Genomic DNA, 16,323 nt, shown 5'->3' on the forward strand with positions numbered 1-16,323 from the left:
TTAAATGTTTTTTGAATTTAGGTCTTGATAACGAATGGAGTCCATTTGACCATTTTTCTTCCTTTTGGCATATTAGCATTGTTCACGATTTGTGGCCCCCTATTAGTGTGTTTCTGTATCTAGCTGTGGCGCTATGCGTGTAGGAAATCCCCCGCAAAATACTGTTCTTCCCAAACCTTGTGCGTATTTCATCCATTACTTTTGTTAGTTTTACTTCTTTTTCTCGTTGCGTGACATTATCGAAAAGAGAAATTTGTTCCTCCCCTTCTTGCATTAGATTCGTTAAAGAGATGTTTATGCTGCGGATAGGTTCTCCAGTATATTGTTCATGTAAAAAGTATGTACAAATCTTATAAATATCCATTGTTAAGTTAGTCGGACGACTTAAAGTATGTGTTTTTCTAATACCACCGTTATAACTCTTGCTATAACCAACAGAAAAATGAACGGTTTGAGCAAGTTTGTTTTGTCTTCTAAGGCGATAACAAACTTCTTCAATGTGTTCCAGTAGTACAATCGGAAACTCTTCTATCGTATAGTCACGCATTAGAATTTGGCTTTTCCCAATAGAAGTTGTAGCAGGAATGTATTTTTCCGAAATACGGCTGAAGTCAATCCCGTTGCTATGTAGGTGCAATTCCTCTCCGATCTTGCCAAAACTATGTTTTAAATATTTAAGAGGATAGTTCGCTAAATCTCCGATAGAATGTATTCCTTTTCGATTCAGCTTTTCTTCTGTTTTGTACGAAATACCCCAAAACTTATTAAGTGGCCGTATACTCCATAATTTAGTTGGGACATCTTCATACTTCCAATGAGCAATTCCTTCTTTGTTCTTCTTTGCTTCAATATCTAAAGCAACCTTACTCATTAAAGGGTTCGGACCAATTCCGATCGTACATTCAATGCGTGTATGTTCATATATTTCACGTTTGAATTTCAAAGCGAATTCGTATGGGTCGTTAGCAAATAAATGAATGCTATCGGTAATATCCATGAAAAATTCATCTATTCAGTTGTCAATGTCTTTTTTATTTTAATACACTATTTATCTTCTAATAATATCTTTATAAAAGCTTTACAAGTTATTTATTGTTTTTACGATTGCTTATTAAATATTGGTAATTTGTTTCTGTATTCTTTTGTGAAAAGGATCTCCTGTGTGCAAGTTTGTTCATCTTTTTCTCAACTTCCTAGAATTGATGAGACTTAATAATCATCTAATAATTATTTTGTGTAATTCTTAAAAATTACTTATAATTGTTGAGCGAGTATTTTCAGAGTGATATGATTTAATCGCAATGGTAATTAAGTAATTTTAAAGAAATACTTTTTTGAAGAGGCCAGGATATGAAACTTGAAGATATCGTAACAGTTAGAATAGGAAGAAACCTTTCTAGAGGAAACGAGAAAAATAATCTGACTTTAGTTGCTTATTCGTACGAGGATTTAATGAATGATTTAGATGGATCATTTCTAGACTCACAAGCTAGTTCTTATAGTGGAAATTCAAATCATAAAGACAACTATTTAAGCAGTACTGGAGATGTTGTTTTCAGCTTTGTTAGTTCCAAAGCTGGGATAGTGAGTGACTTAAACCAAGGGAAGGTCATAAACCAAAACTTTGCGAAACTCATTATTGAACATGATCATTTGGATAGTAGCTATTTATGTTATGCGTTGAATGAATCACACTCAATGAAAAAGCAAATGGCAATTTCCATGCAAGGAAGTACTGTACCAAAATTAACTCCAGCAATTTTAAAAGAGTTGGAAATCAAGTTACCAAGTATTGAGAAACAACGAACGATTGGAAAAGCGTATTTCTTTTTGAGAAAGCGCCAAGCTTTGGCAAAGAAACAAGCAGAACTTGAAGAGAAACTGTATTTAAAAGTATTGAAGCAATTAGACCAATAATAGAAAAAGTGAGGAACGCAACATGGCTGAATTAAACGCAAAATTATTTAGTGCCGCAGACAACTTGCGAAGCAAAATGGATGCATCAGAATACAAAAACTACTTATTAGGATTGATCTTTTACAAATATTTATCTGATAAGTTATTAGAAAAGGTAGTTGAAATAGCAGATGAATCACTAGAAGAATACAATACACAAGAAAAACAAACTCAATTGTATAGAGAATCATTAGCAGATGAAGATATAAAAAATGACTTGATTGAAACGTTAGTGGATACATTAGGCTATGATATTGAACCAGATTATTTATTCAACGTATTAACTAATCAAGCTAAACAAAACACGTTTCAGTTGAATGACTTGAATAAAGCCTTTATCGATTTGTCTACGAAATATGATCAATTTAATGGATTGTTTGATGATGTGGATTTGAAATCAAAAAAACTGGGATCAGATGATCAACAACGAAACATTACCATTACAGAAGTATTGAAGAAATTAAATGATGTCGATGTGATAGGACATAATGGTGATGTCATTGGGGATGCCTATGAGTTCTTGATTGGTCAATTTGCCTCAGAAGCTGGTAAGAAAGCTGGAGAATTCTATACACCTCATGAGGTATCTGACATGATGGCTCGTATTGCTGCAATTGGTCAAGAAGACAAAAAATTGTTTAGCGTATTTGATCCAACCATGGGATCAGGTTCCTTGATGTTGAATATTCGCAACTATATTAACCATCCAGATGGTGTAAAGTATCATGGACAAGAACTAAATACAACGACCTATAATCTAGCGAAGATGAACTTGATTTTGCATGGTGTTGATAGAGAAGATATGCGTTTACGCAATGGGGATACGTTGAACAAAGATTGGCCAACAGATGAGCCATATACCTTTGATTCCGTCCTTATGAATCCACCATACTCTGCAAAATGGTCTTCAGATGATACATTCTTAGATGATTCTCGTTTCAACCGTTACGGGAAGTTAGCACCAAAATCAAAGGCAGACTTTGCTTTTCTTTTACATGGATTCTATCATTTGAAAGATTCGGGAACAATGGCAATCGTTTTACCGCATGGGGTACTGTTCCGCGGAGCTGCAGAAGGTGTGATTCGTAAGAAATTACTAGAAGATGGCAGTATTGATGCTGTTATTGGTATGCCAGCAAACTTATTCTTTGGGACATCAATTCCAACAACAGTCATAATCTTGAAGAAGAATCGTACCACTCGAGATGTGTTATTTATTGATGCAAGTAATGAGTTTACTAAAGAAAAAAACCAGAATAAACTTTCCAAAGAAAATATTGATAAAATTATCGAAACGTATAAGAAGCGTGAAGATGTGGATAAATATGCCCACGTTGCTACTTTTGATGAAATCAAAGAGAATGATTTCAATTTGAACATCCCTCGATACGTAGATACCTTTGAAGAAGAATCGCCAGTTGATATGGTTACAATCGGCTCAACAATTCAAGATATTCGAAAAGAAAAAGCAAAACTAGAATCTAGCCTATATGACATGATTTCTTCGCTACAATTTGGTGAAGAAAACGCAGAATGGATCAAGGGTGCGTTAGAGGTGTTTAATCGTGGAAAATAAATGTACACCAGACATTCGATTTGTAGGATTTACTGAAGATTGGGAACAGCGTAAGTTCTTTGATAACATAAAAAGTACTATAGATTTTAGAGGTAGAACTCCCAAAAAGCTTGGGCTTGAATGGAGTGATAGTGGTTATTTGGCTCTATCTGCTTTGAATGTAAAAAATGGGTATATAGATCCTTCTGCTGATGCTCATTACGGTGACGAAGAATTATATCAAAAATGGATGGGGGGACGGGAATTAAAACAAGGACAGGTACTATTTACGACAGAAGCACCCATGGGAAATGTAGCACAAGTACCTGATAATAAGGGATATATCCTTAGTCAAAGAACCATAGCATTTGATGTCTATGAGAACCAAATGACTAATGATTTTCTTAGGGTATTACTTAACTCTCCTAAAGTGTTTAATGAATTGTTTTCACTATCAAGTGGGGGAACTGCTAAAGGTGTCAGTCAAAAATCACTTTCGCAGTTAAAAGTAGAAGTTCCTAAATCATTAGAAGAACAAACCAAAATCGGTAACTTTTTTAAACAACTAGATGAAACTATCACTCTTCTTCAGCAAGAACTAACCAACCTGAAACAAACAAAACAGGGATTCTTGCAAAAAATGTTTCCTAAAGAAGGGGAGCCCGTGCCTGAGGTTCGGTTCCCAGGATTTACTGGAGATTGGAAACAGCATAAGTTAAAAGATATTGCTGTTTTTAATCCAAAATCAGTTCTTCCCGAACAATTTGAATATGTAGATTTAGAATCAGTTGTGGGAACTAATCTAATTTCGCACCGCACTGAACATAGAGAATCAGCTCCTTCAAGAGCTCAAAGATTAGCTAAACAGGGAGATGTATTTTATCAGACGGTCAGACCGTATCAAAAGAATAATTATCTTTTCGATTTACCATATGATAACTATGTGTTTTCAACAGGATATGCTCAGATGAGACCGAATGTAGACAGTTATTTCTTATTTAGTAAACTTCAAGAAGAAAAATTTGTTTCAAGTGTTCTCGATAGATGTACAGGAACCAGTTATCCTGCAATTAATTCAAATGATTTAGCGCAAATTGAAGTTGGAATTCCTACATTAGAAGAAGAACAAATCAAAATCGGCAACTTTTTCAAGCAACTAGACGACACGATCTCCCTTCATCACCGTGAATTAGAAGCCTTAAAAGAAACCAAAAAAGCTTTCTTACAAAAGATGTTTGTATAAGTAAGTAGATGGGGGAAGAAAAATGATAAAGATACCGCATAAAGATGAAGCTGAAGTAGAACGTCGACTGATTGAAGTGTTAGGAGAAGGGCATAATCAGTGGAATTATCGTCCAGATTTAAAATCGGAAGAAGATTTATGGAAGAACTTGCGTCAAAAGATTACACAAAATAATTTATCAGAAATTGGGGAACATCCAATTTCTGATAAAGAATTTGACAATATTAAAACAGAATTACTATCGAAAACACAGACACCCTTTGATGCTGCTAGATGGCTTAAAGGAGAGAATGGAATTGCTCGTATTACGATTGAACGTGAAGATGTTTCACTGGGGTCGATGTCGTTGGTGTTGTATTCCAACCAAGACATTGGTGGCGGAATCTCAACTTACGAAGTCGTTCATCAGATTGCGAAACAAAATGCAAACGTTGATGGTCGTGATCGCCGATTTGATGTGACACTCTTAATCAATGGGTTGCCAATTGTTCAAATTGAATTGAAACAAGTGAGTGCCAAAGACGGCGTATTCCAAGCCTATAATCAAATCAAGAAATACGCAGAAGAAGGAATGTTTAGAAATAATATCTTTTCTACTCTTCAGTTATTTGTCATTTCCAATGAACAAACGACTCGCTATTTTGCCAATGCGCTGCCAAAAGACATGCATAAAAAATTTATCTTTAGCTGGCGAACAACAGACAATCGAAAAGTAGAAAATCTTTATGAATTTGTAAAACAAGTCTTAAATATTCCAGATGCACATCGGTTAATTGCTAATTATACAATTGTGAGTGAGGATCAAGACAATAAAGCATTAATGGTCTTACACCCTTATCAAATTCATGCGATTGAGGCCTTGTTTACATCTACTACGAAACATGAATCAGGATATGTTTGGCATGCGACTGGTTCAGGAAAGACGTTGACAAGTTTTGTTTCTACGAAGCTATTGGCTCGTAAACCAGGTGTAGATCGTACGATTATGCTGATTGATCGAAAAGACTTGGATAATCAAACTACAACGGAATTCACTAAATTTGCTTCCGAGTTTAATACCGGTATTTCTTCTGGTAATGCCAAGTCTAATAGCTTGATTGTCGGAACCGGAAGTGCGAAAGAGCTAAGTGATACTCTACTTTCTGATTCTAATTCTAATACAGTGATTATTACCACTCGTCAAAAATTAGAAGCTGCTTTGCGCTATGCCCAAAGACAAGAGGAACAAAAAGGAACCCACCGTTTTAAGAAACTACTGGGGCAACATATTGTCTTTGTCGTGGATGAATGCCATCGAGCATTAAGTGCAGAAGGAATGAAAGAGATTAAAGAATTTTTCCCTAATTCTACATGGTTTGGGTTTACGGGTACACCGATATTTGATGTAAATAAAAAGCAAGCTAAAGGTCGATTAGCTCGCACTACTCGTGATCAATATGGTGAAGTCTTACATACTTATACCATTAAAAACGCGTTAGACGATGGGGCAGTTTTAGGATTTCAAGTTGAGCACGAGGATACGGTTGAGCCAACATCATTAAATAATTATATTTTTGCTAAGTTGCGTCAAAATGAAAAATACGCTCATTTTAGTGATGATAAAATTAATGACATTATTGATCAAATGGATAGTATGGAAAAGGAAGCATATCTTGAACCATCTTCTTTCGAAAAGGATATTCATATTCAAAAAGTCATTCGTAAGATTTTCCGACCAGATAATGCCTATACAAAATTTGATTTTCAAAATGGTCGTCCTCAAAAGTCTGCCATTTTAACAACAAATTCTATTGATATGGCGAAACGGTACTATCAGGCGATCAAGGAAATGACTAAAGATCCAGAATGGTTGACGAAAGAATTTGTTGGGCATCCAATTCGAACGGGGCGTACGATTGAAGATCCAGATTTTCCACGGATTGCTATCACCTATTCGATACAAGAAAACGAGGAAAATGCTAAACAAATTCAAGATGAAATGCAAGATATTATTAAGGACTATAACGACTATTATCGTACTGCTTGGTCAATAGAGGATATTGAACGATATAATGGCGATATCAACAATCGCTTAGCTCGTAAGAAAGCAGAATTCAAGGAATTTGGAAAACAAATTGACTTAGTCATTGTTGTAGACCGCTTATTGACTGGATTTGATGCACCAACGATTCAAACATTATTTGTGGATCGAAATTTAAGTTATGCCAATTTGATCCAAGCCTTTTCTCGAACCAATCGTACCTATCCAGGAAAGACAAAAGGATTGATTGTGACATTCCGGAAACCTTCGACAATGGAACAAAATGTTAAGGATGCCACGAAGTTATATTCTGAAGCACAAGAAGAATCTAATCTTGTTTATCCAACTTATGTTGAATCGAAGAAACGTTTTAAAAAGGCTCACAAAGTATTAACAACGTTAGTTCCCAATTCAGCTGATATTAACGAGCACTCACCTCTTGAAACCCGGATTGAATTTGTGAAAGCTTTCCAAGGGCTAAACAATGCCTATGAAGCTTTAGTTACATATGATGATTACAACGATGATATGGAGAAATCAACAGCACTTCAAGAACAGGTAAATACCTTAGAAGAATATATTGGTGTATACAACACGATTAAGGGTTCATTAGTAGATGAAGGGGGCCAAGATGGACCGGAGGCAGATTTCTCAGACATTGAATTCTATGGAGAAAATGCAATTAAAATCTATGATATTGACTCAACCTATATTGACCGACTATTAGGAACATACTCAGCCAATAATCAGAATATCCGTGACGATATCGAAAAAACACTGCAAAAATTGAAGAAATCAGAAATTGTTAAAGGCGTGTACCGTGCAATTTTAAATGCTATTGATTCCAAAGAAATAGATTCAGAGGAAGATATTCTTGGAGTGAAACGACGCTTTTTCACTGATACACGTAAGAAGGCGATTGAAGATTTTGCGAGTACTTGGTTTGTGGAAGAAGATGAGCTACATACATCTGCGATTCAATATGTGATAGGAACGGATCCTATTCCGAATATTGGAGGAATCATCAACAGCAAGCAATTTGATAAGTATAAAGCTGTACATCCAGATGCAAAACCATTGAAATACGGACCAGAAATGAAGCGTCAGTGGAGAAAGACATTAGATGAAGTCATTGTACCTTTGGATAACGAGTTGAGATAAAATCGTTTTGAAATAAATAAAAAAATCTATATAATTTTAGGCCAACCGTGAAGCTGTAGTTGGCCTATATGGTTCTGGTGCAAAAAGATTAAATGAATTTTGCAAGTAATCGCTAAATCTTGGACATACTGATTTCTGTCATTTCCCTTTTTATAATCAATGAAGAAGATCGATTTTGAAAAATTGTAACTCTTCCACATGAACAAGGTAAGGGATACGGAAGTGCATTGTTAGACTATCTAATACAGGAAGCAAAGAACCGTGGCGTGAAAAGAATTTGGTGTAATGCTAGAGAGAATAAAGTAAATTTCTATAAAAAATTGAAGCTAGAAGAATCCAATTGTAGGTTTACAAAAGACGGTAAATCTTACGTAATAATGGAGAAAGACTTGTAGTACAATATCGAACCTGCTTCGTCACAAGTAATAAGGAAAATAGAAGAGACTAGTTTATGCGCAAACTAGTCTCTTCTATTAGATTTACACTATCTCGTATATTCAAGTTAATTCTCTAATAATTCATCAACTTCTATCCCTCGAACATGAAGCGCCCTTAATAATTTCAAATATTTGTATAAGAGCTTTTCATTTTCTTTCTTTTGTTCCTCATACTCATTTATAAATACTCGACTTCTAGAGGTTTCTAGCTCTAATTTCTTTTGTAGATTAGTCATTTTTCTTTCTGCTTTTTCTAGCTGTTTATTGACACGTTCCACCTCTTTTTCTAATTCTACAACTTTTCTATTATGTTGCATTTTACTGATCATATTATCTAGGTCAATATTCGTTCCTATCCACTGCTGATCCCATAGTGTTCTCAAATGCGGTTTGTAAATAGCCGTTTTACTTAGTCCTGTCATTTCTATGATTTTTTCAGATCGAATAATAGCATCTTCTCCTTCTAAATCTTGTAAAGTCTGAATAGCCCACGTTACTTTTTCGATGGATTCTTGTCGTTTTTTCTCTTGGTATTGCATAAGCCCTGTATTCATCTTGCTTCCCTCTATCTTTCAATAAATTTTAGATTTCATTTATCTACATTATCTTTTTGATACTGCTCTATACCTTTTTCACATATCTCGATTATTCTTTCTAAATAACTAACATTGCGTATGGCATTTTCCAATTGAGAGGCTCTTCTTGTATCCGTACCAACCCTTTCAATTACAGCTTGCCAGTACTCATGTTCCTTTTTGTAATCATGATAATAATCAGCTTTTGGAATAAACCATTCACATGCATAGCATTCAAAAAGTATAGAAGTGCCTTTAGGATTGCACCCAGATATATCACCACATATTCCAACTCCCTTTTTTCCATTTGCTTCCCATGTTAAGTATTTGTTTAGATCCTTTGATAAGAAGTTTATCGTTTGATTATCAAGATTCATAATTCTTCCTTTAAATGATACTGCATTATTTTTTCCATTGTTTATTTCACTCATATTTAGATGAACTTCTTTTTGTCTCTCTTTTAATTGATGTAAGTAATGAGAGGGCATGTTTATATTTTTATGACCTGTTAACTTGACTATTTGTTCCATGGTGTAACCAACTTGATACATTCTATCTGTAACTGCATTATGCCTAAACTGGTGAGATGTTACAGTACATGAATTTCCATTTTCATCAACAATGCCAATAATTACAGCAAGACTTTTTAGGTATCTATTCATTGTAATATTGTTTAAATTTCTTACAAATTTATATCTCTTATCATATCTAATATCCACATTACCATTACTATCATTGTGTAGTGTCAGATATCTTCCAATGAACAAATAATCTTTTTTATCCCCCTGGTTTAAAGGATAATTTATCAAAAGTTTTTCAGTTTGTAATTTTAATTGTTTAATTAGTTCCACCACAAATTTTCCATGCCCAGAATAAATAATTGGGATCGCTTTCATTTCAGGTTCATGATAACCGCCATTTTGTTTAAAGGTAGGAATGCTAATTGTATATTCGCTATAAAAAGTTTTTAAACAATTTCTTTTCATACTTAATATCTCAGTTCCTCTATTTGGGAATGATCTTATTAACCAATAAAAAGTACGAAATTCTAGAGGAATATTCATGTCCATATTTTTCATTATTCTGTCCATCTTTTGAATGGCAGCAGGGGGGATAGTCCTATTTTGAGGGTTTTGAACCTGTTTAAAAGGATTTATAGATTTTGTTGGAACAGTATTAGGGAGCTCCGGAAACCCTTTAAGGCTTTTAAAAAAATCGCTAATTGCTCTATAGAGGGCACTTTTAATATTTGGCTTGTAATTATTATCAATACTAATTGTGTATTCATACGCATTAATAATATCCTGATTTATATTTTTTATCGTTATTCCTGGATAGTTTTCATTTAAAAAATGTATAAAGGCTGTAATATAATATATTTTTTGTTGGATGCCGAAAATAGAATGGTTTTTAATTAATGCATAATATTTTAATAAACTTTTGTAGGGTTCATTGACCTTATGAAATCTTACTACATAGTAGAATTTAGCTCTTGAATCCTTATGTTTGTGATTGTAATACCAAACATCATCAGTAAAATCAAAGTCTCCCAATTGTGGAATTTTATCTATAAGTCGTTGTCTTAGATTGCCATCATATAATGGAACTGTACTAATTATGGAGATAACGCTTTTGTTCATCTTCCGATAACCTCTCTTTTATAAACTTTTCTAGTTTTTGAATTGTGTCACCGTATATTTGTAATAAATTTATCTCTGCTTGATATTCCCTATAACCTTTCCAGTCATCAATTTTATTTTCAATCATAACTTTTATCCATTCGTCTAAATAAGTTTGTTGTTCGCTATATAGTGTTTTCCACATGGACAACTTCTGAGGCCCTGTTATCAACATTTTGCATCCTACACATTTCTTTTTGTGACATGGACCAAATGATACATGTTTTATACAGGTTCCGTGCCCCTCAGGCGTATTTCGAGATCCAAGCATAATTTCATCTTTTAAATTTTTAAATTCTGATGGACTATACCTATCCTTAATATCTGAATCTAAATTACTGAACATAATATCGAAGTATTCAGCATCTAATTCAGCAATTTTCATAAGTTCAATATCATGATAATGTTTCATAGTAGATTTCGAATCTAAATGTGTTAGCCAATCGCTGACTTCCTCTACAGTTGCTCCATTTGTAAATAAATTAACAGCTACAGTTTTTCTACATTGATGATGAGTATATTTCCACAATACTCCATCTCGATCACATATATTATATTTATGAATTAACCCATTAATTGCACGGGATATTTCTTGATTAGAATATAGTTTAATTCCCTTTGGTGTATTTTTTAGAAATATTTTATTTTCTTTGTTAATTTCTCTTAAATCTTTTGTATCTTTAATTTGTTGATTAATAACATTTATTAAATTTGTATCATTAATAGGAAGATAATGATAATCTTCAAGACCAAGTTTTCTTCGATACTGTAAAGTTTTATGCGGAATAAATTTAAGGTAATAAATACTATCTTTAGTGTCATAAATAACACAATCTTCTTTCAAATTAATAACTTCACTAATTCTAATTCCCGTGTTCATCATAATAGTCCATGCAGCCTGAACAAATCGAGGTAGCTCATTTAGCTTTTCTTTTAACATCTTTATAACTTCTTCAGGAATATAGGAAGTGCTCTCGGAAAATGCTTCTACATTATGTAGAATTATCGCTCTAAAAGGATTGTCTATAGAATTTTTTTCTTTCTTTTTAACTATCCAATCAAATACTAGCCTACATTCAGAGATGCAGCTTTGTATTGTTTTAATATTATAATTGGTACCGGTTCTACTGTGTATCTGTTGTAAAATATCAATAATTTGTTGTACTTGAATTACATCTATATGGGGTAGCATCAGGAAAATGCGGATTTACAACGATAAGGAATTTCCAATATAAAAAGCCTGATTTCCCAATCCCTAAACTGAGAAATTCGGCTCTTTTTTTCGTTACCCCATAAAGAGGTACAGCCGACAAAATGCTGATATTAAAGGCTAAGGCATTTTTTTATATCCTAAGTGGATGTAGGGATGGATTTCAAAATCTAGATATAAATAAATATTCTCCTAGAAAGTACGTTCCGATCCCATGGTGATATGTGCGGGAGAAAAACGTTACCTGAGCGTACAAGATTTCTTAACTCGGTAAGAAAAGACAACGCATAATTGGCGATTTATATTCCTATCATCATAAACGTGCTTTTGCCAGCGATTTGAGAGAAAGTTCAAAGGTGCGCCTTCTGGAATTCTTCGTTTATTATTTTTTGTTCATCTCTTTAATGGTCACAATAGCGTGAAGCAATGACTCTCCTGATTTTATATAGAAGTGATTTCTAAGGCATCTAACAATGTTGGGGTATGTTTACGTAAGTAGTTAAGAACGCGGTTGTTCTTACCTAGTAATTTGATTTTGGTTATACTTTGAATTTTTAAAGGTTACTATTATTTTCTGTGGCTGTTTCACAACGCTTTATTTAGTTGGTTTTCTGGATATAAATCAAATATTAGGTAATTATATAAAATATGGTAGCAAAAAGGAAAAACGAGATGGATAGTTAAAACAATAATGGGATAAGAGGGTTGAAAATGGATCAAAATAAAGCAAGTTTTTCTACTATATTTGTTCTCTCTATGATGAGTATAGGATTAATGAACCATGTAATGGTGATACCCATGTTACTAAGCACAGCAAAGAGGGATTCTTGGATATCTGTACTAATTTCAGGAGTTTTATTTTTGGGGTGGCTTGTTTTTCTACAAGTAATTATTAAAAAAACAAATTACTCCCATTTATTTACTTGGATAAAGGACCGAGTTGGTAAAGGTGTTGCTTGGGGTCTTTCTTCGGTTGCCTATGTTTTTATCCTTTTATTAATTGGAGTTACCTTAAAGGATATGATTGTTTGGACAGTTACTTCCTATTTCCCTCAAAGTCCAGTTTTCATCTTAGCCATAGTTTTTCTAATCATTTGTTTTTTTGCTGCGACATCTAGCTTTGCTACCCTATCTATTATTTCAGGTTTTTTACTTGTTTTTGTTGTTGCTTTAGGTTTTTTTGTCATGAGCCTAAATATTCCTCATAAGGATTACGCTCAAATATTCCCTATATTAGAACATGGTTTGAATCCTGTTTTGAAAGGCGTAATCTATAGTTCAGGTTCTCTAATGGAAGTTTCACTTATACTTTTCTTACAACACAAATTAAAACCCAACATTAAGGTTCGAAGTTTACTTTTTCTCGGAATTATCTTAATAGGGTTAACCCTAGGTCCCTTGTTAGGTTCAATTGCTATTTTTGGTCCAGAAGAGGCTGCTAATCAGAGGTATCCGGCATACGAGGAATGGCGATTATTAAAAATTGGTAAATATATTGAACATGTAGATTTTTTTTCTATTTATCAATGGCTGTCAGGTGGATTTATAAGAATAAGTTTAGGTTTGTTTATAATTGGACAGCTATTTCCATTTGAGAACGATAAGAATAGACATTTATTAATAGGGTTTAGCTCATTAATTACATCGTTGATGGTGCTTCTACCTATTAGTGATATGCAATTTGTTCGCTTTTTGCAAAATATATATTTTTATTTATCTTTTCTATTTTTAATTATCTTTTCTTTAAGCATTGGGTTATTAGCCTTTTTAAAAGGGAAAGGGGGAGATAATTCTTGAAATGTAATAAACATAAAAAACAAAAGGAACTGAACTCTTATCATGCTACCTTTCAGAATACTGATGAAGTAAATGAAGAAAAAATTCGTTCAACTTATCAAAAAAGTGAGGATGTTAAAGTTGTACTCCATAAATTTACTAATGAACAACAAGAAATAAATACCATATTTATCTATTGTGAGAATTTGGTTGATAAAAAACAAATAAATCAAATCATTATTCCACAACTAAAAAAAATGACTACAAAAAATTACTATAAAATATTCAAAGAGGGCGTGGAATGGAATCAAGATGATCTGGAATGGACACCTTTAAAGGTGGAAACAGGGTTAAATTCCATCTCTTTAGAGATCTTCGATGGTAATTTAGTCATTTATTTTCCGGAATTTAGTGCTTTTTTTTCTGTTAGTGCATCCAATAAACCAAACCGTTCAACTGAACAATCCAATTACGAGGTATCTGTTCGTGGCCCAAGAGATAATTTTACAGAGGATATCTCAACAAATATTGCATTAATTCGAAAAAGACTAAGATCGCCAACGCTATCTTATCAAACTTATACGATAGGAACAAGAACTCAAACTAAGGTGGGATTATTATATCTAGAAGATGTGGTTAATACGGAGATGCTAGATACTATTCGGGAACGATTATCTAATGTTGAGATTGATGGAATTATTAGTTCAACTCAATTGCAGGAGATGGTGTCCAAACAATCACTTTCTATTTTCCCACTTTCTGCTGATACATCCAGACCTGACTTTGCAGTTGAATGTTTATTACAAGGTAGAATAATCATAGTAGTAGATGGCTCACCATTAGTCATTATTGCTCCAGTAACCATTACTTTTTTGATAAAAGCAGCAGAGGATTCACATTTTAATTATTTACCCATGTCATTAGCTCGATTTTATAGATGGGTAGGATTCCTTTTAGCTGTCTACTTACCCGGGTTCTGGATGGCATTGCTTTCATACCATCAAGATCAGATTCCCTTTCCTCTTCTTGCGACTGTAACTGTTGCAAGATCGGGTTTGCCATTTCCTGCACCATTAGAACTTATGATTGTTTTATTCCTGTTTGAAATGTTCCGTGAAGCTGGTCAAAGATTACCTTCCCCTCTTGGACAAACTCTCTCCGTCGTTGGGGGACTCATTATTGGAGACGCTGCAATTCGGTCGGGTTTTATTTCTCCTTCAGTCATCGTTATTACGGCTCTTTCTGCCATCTCAGGGTATACACTAGTGAACCAAATATTAGCAAGTTCAATATCTATTCTCAGAGGATTTGTTCTTCTTTGTTCAAGTGTTATGGGTTTATACGGTTTTATGATTGGAGGATTTATGATTGTTATTTATATGGCAAGGTTACGTTCTTTTGGAATCCCTTATTTAGCTTTAGTATTTCCAAAGTCTAGTTCAGATCTTTTCAAGGCACTGTTTCGGTTACCATGGAAAAGTTATAGAGAACGGGTAAGTTATGTCCGTACTCGTGATAATACAAAGACGGATGAAGGGGAGTGACAATCCTGAAACTACGTAAGCTCTTTTTAATAAGCATACTAACTCTCTTTAGTTCGGTATTAACGGGATGTTGGAATATCAAAGAAATACAAGATATTTACTATGTTGCAGCACTTGGAATTGACTATAAAGATGAAAAATATATAGCATATGTTCAATTACTGGACTTTTCTAATGTGGCTAAACTAGAAGGCGCCAGACCTGATAAACAGCCACCGGTTTGGATTGGGAAAGGTGAAGGAATTACCATGACAGAAGCGTTAAATCAATTATACAAGGATGCACAACAAAGACTTTTTTGGGGACATGTGTCTACATTGATTTTGAGTAATACATTACTTGAGCAAGATATCAAATCCTCGATTGATTTTATAAATCGATATAGGGAAATTCGATATAATATCCTATTTTATGCTACAAATGAATCCATTGAAGATGTACTTAAAACAAAATCATTTTTCACTTTATCTGGACTCTCGACGATACTTCATGAACCAAGTGAAGGATATAAGCAAAGATCCTACATACAACCCATTCAATTTTTCCAATTTATTCGAGATAGCAATCCTGTTGGGCAAACAGCTTTCATTCCTTCAATAAAAATATCCACTGAAAATTGGAAAGAGGAAGATAAAAAAGCACCATTGTTAAGAAATGACGGTGCTGTCTTTATAAGAAATAACCATCTACAGGGATGGCTTTCTGAATCTGATTTAAACGGTCTAAGATGGATAGATGAAAAAACTGTTCGATCTCCTTTATGGATAGTTGAGGATGATCAACCGGTTGTTTCTATAGTATTAGAAAAACCAAAGGTGAGGATAACTCCAGTTATTACTAACGAACAAGTGAGATATAAGATTAACGTATCCTTACAAGCCGGAATAAACGAAAAGTTAAAAGAAATTAGTGAAAACAAGTTAGTTGCTAACACTGAAAAAATAATAAGAGCTGAGATTTTTAATACTTTTGAAAAAGGAGTGGAGATAAATTCAGACGTTTATAGGTTAGGTGAAATATTATATCGGGAGAACCCTCAGAGATGGAATCAAGAGATAAAAGAAAAGCCATTTTTTTTAAATAAGGATAGTATCGAGCATATCAACATACAAGTTAATTTAGTGAACTCAGGAAAATTGAAATACCAAGAAGGTCATTATTAGAGTG

General features: G+C 33.7%; 11 protein-coding genes and 2 pseudogenes. 8 read left to right on the plus strand and 5 right to left on the minus strand.

The window, feature by feature from the left end; all coding sequences use genetic code 11:
• Window positions 1–82: 82 nt before the first annotated feature.
• Window positions 83–1,012, minus strand: a pseudogene (locus PDK19_RS22410) (DinB/UmuC family translesion DNA polymerase); the annotation flags it as partial.
• 338 nt (window positions 1,013–1,350) lie between these two features.
• Between PDK19_RS22410 and PDK19_RS22415 the strand changes: the two are divergent.
• From PDK19_RS22415 to PDK19_RS27510, 5 genes are all read left to right on the plus strand, one after another.
• Entirely contained in the window at window positions 1,351–1,917 is a 567-nt protein-coding gene (locus PDK19_RS22415; RefSeq protein WP_000762856.1) for a restriction endonuclease subunit S, read from the plus strand.
• 22 nt (window positions 1,918–1,939) lie between these two features.
• Window positions 1,940–3,532, plus strand: coding sequence for a type I restriction-modification system subunit M (locus PDK19_RS22420; protein WP_000819001.1), 1,593 nt, complete (start codon window positions 1,940–1,942; stop codon window positions 3,530–3,532).
• A complete protein-coding gene (locus PDK19_RS22425) occupies window positions 3,522–4,754 on the plus strand; it encodes a restriction endonuclease subunit S (protein ID WP_000428096.1) in 1,233 nt (410 codons plus the stop codon). Before PDK19_RS22420 ends, PDK19_RS22425 begins: the two co-directional genes overlap by 11 nt.
• A 22-nt stretch (window positions 4,755–4,776) precedes the next feature.
• Window positions 4,777–7,935 (plus strand): type I restriction endonuclease subunit R, encoded by a 3,159-nt coding sequence (locus PDK19_RS22430; protein WP_000590816.1) that lies wholly within the window; start codon window positions 4,777–4,779, stop codon window positions 7,933–7,935.
• A gap of 182 nt (window positions 7,936–8,117) precedes the next feature.
• Window positions 8,118–8,330, plus strand: coding sequence for a GNAT family N-acetyltransferase (locus PDK19_RS27510; RefSeq protein ID WP_080219807.1), 213 nt, complete (start codon window positions 8,118–8,120; stop codon window positions 8,328–8,330).
• 107 nt (window positions 8,331–8,437) lie between these two features.
• Here PDK19_RS27510 and PDK19_RS22435 read toward each other — a convergent pair whose 3' ends face one another.
• The 4 genes and pseudogenes from PDK19_RS22435 to PDK19_RS22450 all read right to left on the minus strand — a co-directional run.
• Window positions 8,438–8,926: a DUF6262 family protein gene (locus tag PDK19_RS22435; RefSeq protein ID WP_001091679.1), complete on the minus strand. Its 489-nt coding sequence runs from the start codon at window positions 8,924–8,926 to the stop codon at window positions 8,438–8,440.
• Window positions 8,927–8,961: 35 nt separating this feature from the next.
• Window positions 8,962–10,587, minus strand: a complete 1,626-nt coding sequence (locus PDK19_RS22440; protein ID WP_001043707.1) for a site-specific integrase — start codon at window positions 10,585–10,587, stop codon at window positions 8,962–8,964.
• Window positions 10,559–11,566 (minus strand): site-specific integrase, encoded by a 1,008-nt coding sequence (locus PDK19_RS22445; protein WP_228920434.1) that lies wholly within the window; start codon window positions 11,564–11,566, stop codon window positions 10,559–10,561. Before PDK19_RS22445 ends, PDK19_RS22440 begins: the two co-directional genes overlap by 29 nt.
• A 506-nt stretch (window positions 11,567–12,072) precedes the next feature.
• A pseudogene (locus tag PDK19_RS22450) lies at window positions 12,073–12,331 on the minus strand (hypothetical protein); the annotation flags it as partial.
• A gap of 216 nt (window positions 12,332–12,547) precedes the next feature.
• Here PDK19_RS22450 and PDK19_RS22455 point away from each other — a divergent pair.
• The 3 genes from PDK19_RS22455 to PDK19_RS22465 are packed head-to-tail and all read left to right on the plus strand — an operon-like array spanning window position 12,548 to window position 16,319.
• Window positions 12,548–13,633, plus strand: coding sequence for an endospore germination permease (locus tag PDK19_RS22455; protein ID WP_000372605.1), 1,086 nt, complete (start codon window positions 12,548–12,550; stop codon window positions 13,631–13,633).
• Complete coding sequence (locus PDK19_RS22460; RefSeq protein ID WP_000649999.1) at window positions 13,630–15,156, plus strand: spore germination protein; 1,527 nt, start codon at window positions 13,630–13,632, stop codon at window positions 15,154–15,156. The genes PDK19_RS22455 and PDK19_RS22460 overlap by 4 nt, the downstream gene beginning before the upstream one ends.
• Window positions 15,153–16,319, plus strand: coding sequence for a Ger(x)C family spore germination protein (locus PDK19_RS22465; RefSeq protein ID WP_000153859.1), 1,167 nt, complete (start codon window positions 15,153–15,155; stop codon window positions 16,317–16,319). The genes PDK19_RS22460 and PDK19_RS22465 overlap by 4 nt, the downstream gene beginning before the upstream one ends.
• Window positions 16,320–16,323 lie beyond the last annotated feature (4 nt).

Origin of the sequence: Bacillus cereus group sp. BcHK124 (genome assembly GCF_027712065.1) — a bacterium.
In the GTDB taxonomy this organism is placed as follows: domain Bacteria; phylum Bacillota; class Bacilli; order Bacillales; family Bacillaceae_G; genus Bacillus_A; species Bacillus_A pacificus.